The organism is Verrucomicrobium sp. BvORR106 (genome assembly GCF_000739655.1).
Classification (GTDB): Bacteria; Verrucomicrobiota; Verrucomicrobiia; order Verrucomicrobiales; family Verrucomicrobiaceae; genus Verrucomicrobium.
Window position 1 is genome coordinate 1 of the sequence record NZ_BATR01000148.1, and the last position, 4,885, is coordinate 4,885.

Genomic DNA, 4,885 nt, shown 5'->3' on the forward strand with positions numbered 1-4,885 from the left:
ACCGGGTCAACGCCGTGACCTTCAGCCCGGATGGGACGAAGCTCGCTATCGGCAGCGGGGAGCCTTCCCGCTCGGGCGAGGTCGTCGTCTTCGAGACCGTTACGGGCAAGCCTCTCCAGACCCTGAAGGACCTGCATGAGGATGCGGTGCTCAGCCTCGCCTTCTCCCCCGACGGCAAACGGCTCGCCTCAGGTGCGGCGGACAAGATCGCCAAGGTCACCGACCTCAGCACCGGGCGGCCCGTCAACACCATTGAAGGGCACACGCACCACGTCACCGGGGTGGCCTTCCGGGCCGATGGGCGCGTGCTGGCCAGTTCCGGCGCAGACGGCGTGGTCCTCACCTGGGACATGCTGGCGGGCGAACGCCGCAAGAAAATCGAAGGCTGGACCAAGGAGGTCACCGCCTTGCAATACATTGGTTCCTCGAACCAGATCGTCACCTCCGCCGGAGACAATCTCGTACGCATCATCAGCGACGACGGCACCCAGGTGCGGGCGATGGCCAATCTGCCAGACTACGTGCAGGCCGTGGCCAGCGCGCCCGGTGGCGGCTTGATCATCGCGGGCGGCGAAGACAGCGCCCTCCGCGTCTGGGACCGGACCAGCGGCAAGGAGCTGGCCGTCTTCAAGGCCACCCCCACCCCACCCTGATGGTTTTATCACCTTCCCTGATACCTGCCGCCCGCCTGGGGCCTCGAATCGCAAGTCTTCCCGTTTCCGCCACGTAATCCCCCTACCGACCACCACCATGTCCTCCATCATCACCCCTTCCAAACTGGCCCGATGTGAGGGTCCGCTGAGCTGGAGCCGGCGCAGTTTCATGCAGGTGGGCTTGTCAGGTTTCGCCTCTCTGACCTGGCCGGGGCTCCTCAAGCTCCGCGCTGAGAACGCCGTGAAACCCGGGCATGAGCGGAAGGCCATCATCATGGTATGGCTCCCCGGAGGACTCTCGCACTTGGACTCCTACGATCCCAAGCCGGAGATTGGCAGCGAATACCGCGGCCCGTTCAAGACGATCAGCACCAAGGTCCCAGGCACCCATTTCACCGAGCTGCTGCCGCACCACGCCCGCATCGCGGACAAGTTCACCGTGCTGCGCTCCATGAACCAGAAGGCGGGCGGACACCCGGCCGGATCCATGCAGATGCTCTCCGGCGATGCCGATACGCGGGACAAGCCCAAGCCCCGCCTGCCCGACTGGATGTCCGTGGCCCACTACCTGCGCTCCAAGGAAGGCAAGCGCACCAACCCCCTGCCCAACTACATCGGCGTCAATCCTCCCCTGGAGTACAATGGCCCCGCCTATCTCGGCGATGCCTATGCCCCGTTTTCCGTGATGGATGATCCGAACCGCCCCAACTTCCAGGTTCCGAACCTGGGTCTGGCAGATGATGCGGAGACGCGCCGACTCAGTGAGCGGGTCGCCCTGCGCAAGAGCCTGGACAAGATGGAGCGAGCCTTCGACCGGGAGGGCGAACTGGGTGCGCTGGATGAATTCGAAGCCCAGGCGATGACCCTGCTCACCAATCCCCAGACGAGGGATGCCTTTGACCTCAACAAGGAAGACGCCGCGACCCGTGACCGCTACGGCCGCAACCGCTGGGGGCAGCAGCTTCTGCTCGCCCGCCGCCTTGTGGAGTCCGGCGTGGAGATGGTCACCAGCAGCCTCAGCGGCCCCTTGTGCGGTCGTGTGGGCAACTGGGATGACCATGCCGTGAACCATCACCAGTTTGAAGCCCTGCGCTTCCGCATGCCCAACTACGACCAGGCCGTGGCCGCCCTCATTGAGGACATCTACGCCCGGGGCCTCGACAAGCGGGTGCTCGTGGTGGTGACGGGCGAGTTCGGCCGCACGCCCAAGATCAGCTTTGACCGCAGCACCGGTGCAGGCGACGCCAGCGCACCGGCAGGCACCCTGCAACCAGGTCGCGACCACTGGCCGCGCGCCTTCACCAACATCTGGGCCGGCGGCGGCATTCAAACCGGCGGCATCATCGGTGCCACCGACAAGCGGGGCGAAGATGTCATCGAGCGCCCCTGCGGCCCGGGCGACTTCCTGGCCACCATCTATCATCACCTCGGGATCGACTCGTCCAAAATCACCATCAACGACTTGAACGGCCGTCCCACGCCGATTGTCGATCACGGGCGCCCCATTGCGGAGCTCATCGCCTGACCTTCCGCGGCACTCCCGATGGAAGTTTCCTGAAACCCGCTTCCCTGCCTGTGTCCCATCCTCTGAGGCTGCTTGCAGCCAGTGCCGCTTTCCTGGCTGCCGCGTTTGCCCCTTCCCCGGTGCACGCGGCAGATGCAGTCATCCTTGAGTCTCGTACGCAGCACCTGGGCAAGGCAGGCTCTTGGGAATGGGAGCACTACAAGGACAAGCCAGTGGATGCCGAGCGGATGGAGCTCACCTTCACCTCCCGCCCCAACGCCACAGCCTGCACCCTGCATCTTTGGCAAAAGGATGTGAAACTCAGTTGGCCCGTCTTCTTGAACAACAAGAAGCTGGGCAACCTGACGACTGCCGAGACCGCCCTGGAAACCGTGCTGGAGATTCCCCCCGGCACCTTGGTGGAAGGCGAGAACAAGCTGCGCATCGAGGCCCCGCCTTCCCTCGATGACATCGAGATTGGCCCCATCGCCCTCACGCATCAACCGGTCGCGGCCGCCATCGGTGGGGCGAATGTGAAAGTGGCTGTCACGTGCAAGGCCGATGAGAGCCCTCTGCCCTGCCGCCTCACGCTGACGCGGCGAGATGGCACCCTCCAACCCCTGCGTGCCGAACCCGCGGGTGAGACGACCACACGCGTCGGCGTCGTCTATGCGGCCAAGGGGCAAGCGGTTCTCTCCATCCCGCCCGGAGACTACGTGCTCCACGCCGGACGCGGATTCGAATGGGGCATCGAGCGACGCGAGTTCACGGTGAAACGAGGCGAGACGGTTGACCTGCAGATGGCCCTGAATCGCGAGGTGGACACCACGGGCTGGGTCGCGGCCGACAGTCACATTCACACCCTCACCCACAGCGGACATGGTGACGCCACCATCGAGGACCGCATGCGCACCATCGCGGGTGAAGGGATCGAACTGGCCATCGCCACCGATCACAACCATCACACCGACTACGGCCCCGCCGCAGCCTCTACGGGGACTGCCTCCTACTTCACCGGCGTGCGCGGTAACGAGGTCACGACCAAGGGCGGACACTTCAACGCCTTTCCCGTGGATGCCGCCGCAGTCCCGCCCAATCACCAGGAGCTGGATTGGGCCAAGCTCATCCCTTCCATCCGCGCCACGTCCGGCGTGAAAGTCGTCACGCTCAATCATCCCCGAGATCTCCACAGCGGGTTCATCCCCTTTGGCGGCATGATGTTCAATCCCAAGAGCGGAAAGCATCGCCATGCCTCGGTGCTGGATATTGATGCCATCGAGGTCATCACCTCCGCCGCCATGCAGTCGGACGTGCACCTGCTCTATCGCGACTGGTTTGCCCTCCTGAATCGCGGCCACCGGATCTCCGCCATCGCCTCCAGCGACAGCCACGATGTGAACCGCTTCATTCTCGGCCAGGGCCGGACCTATGTGGCCGCAGATGACGCAAACCCGGCGAACCTCAAGCTCGACGACGTATGGCGCAGCTACAAAGAGGGACGGCTTCTGGTCAGTCTTGGGCTGCTGACTCAGATCAAGGTGAACGACCGCTATTCGGTCGGCGATCTCGCGACCAAACTGGGAGAAGCTCTCGACGTGCAGGTCACCGTGAGCGGCCCCTCCTGGGTGACGGCAGACAAAGTGGAACTGTATGCCAACGGCATCCTCATCAAGGAAATGACACTCCCCGCCAATCGCAAGGGAGGCGTGAAAGGCGTGGTGCACTTCGACGTGGCAAAGCCCGCCCACGACGTCCACTTGGTCGCCATCGCCACCGGCCCCGGCGTCACCGAACCCTTCTGGGAAATCCCCCGCCCCTACCAGCCCACCAGCAAGACCTTCACTCCTAAAGTGGTCGGCTCCACCAATCCCATCTGGATCGATGCCGACGACGACGGCCAGTTCCACTCCGCCCACGCCATCGCCCAAGCCTTGGTACACCGCGCAGGTGGCGATGGCGAGAAGCTCAAAGAGCTGCTGAAAGGCTGTGATGAAGCCGTGAGAACGCAGGTGCAGTCGTTGCAGAGCACCGAGGCGGCGGAGTAGCGAGGGCGGGCAACTGCGCCCCCGACGCGACGCTGCTGAGTAGTCCGATGGTCCCCATCGGCTCAGTCGCCGCAGGGACGCGCAGTCAAGCAACCCACCACATCCTCCACCCCATCCCACACCCCAAGGAGCGGCGGTTTGTGCTTGCACAAACGCCGATCGAAAACGGAGCGATCGATTGCCAACTTCCCACCGCCTGGTGCGCTACCCTCGCTACTCATCGGTGCTATCCGCCCTTGGCAGCCCCAACACAGGCTCCGCGAACCCCGCAGCTCGCGAGAGGTGAATGCACTGGGCGGTCATTACCGCTCCGGCGACTATGCAACCTCTCCCCCTCCGCTTCCAACCCGACGGGGACCGTCGGACTACCCCGACGCGACGCTGCTGAGTCGTCCGATGGTCCCCATCGGCTCAGTCGCCGCAAGGACGCACAGCCAAACAACCCACAACATCCTCCACCCCATCCCACACCCCAAGGAGCGGCGGTTTGTGCTTGCACAACCGCCGATCGGAACCGGAGCGATCGATTGCCAACTTCCCTACCACTTGGTGCGCCCCATCGGCTACTCTCCAGGAAAAACACCCTCAACACCCTCCCCCCTGCTGCAAACGCACAGATTGGCGAATGTCACAAGGGTCGCCAAAGCGGTGATTCTCACCGCAGTCCCAAAAGCGCTGCGCGC

3 protein-coding genes are annotated in these 4,885 nt (G+C 64.1%); all 3 read left to right on the forward strand.

Annotation, left to right across the window (positions count from 1 at the left end):
• Positions 1–653, forward strand: a 653-nt coding sequence (locus BV106_RS26680; protein ID WP_038169850.1) for a WD40 repeat domain-containing protein, incomplete at its 5' end; no start/stop codon positions are given.
• A 97-nt stretch (positions 654–750) separates the two neighbouring features.
• Entirely contained in the window at positions 751–2,178 is a 1,428-nt protein-coding gene (locus BV106_RS26685) for a DUF1501 domain-containing protein (protein ID WP_051946373.1), read from the forward strand.
• A gap of 50 nt (positions 2,179–2,228) precedes the next feature.
• On the forward strand, positions 2,229–4,202 hold the full coding sequence (locus BV106_RS26690; RefSeq protein WP_038169851.1) for a CehA/McbA family metallohydrolase: 1,974 nt from the start codon (positions 2,229–2,231) through the stop codon (positions 4,200–4,202).
• The last annotated feature ends 683 nt before the right edge of the window (positions 4,203–4,885 follow it).

Bases quoted from the DNA above. Each gene is read 5' to 3' on its own strand.
- BV106_RS26685 (WP_051946373.1), top strand. From the start codon at position 751: ATGTCCTCCATCATCACCCCTTCCAAACTGGCCCGATGTGAGGGTCCG.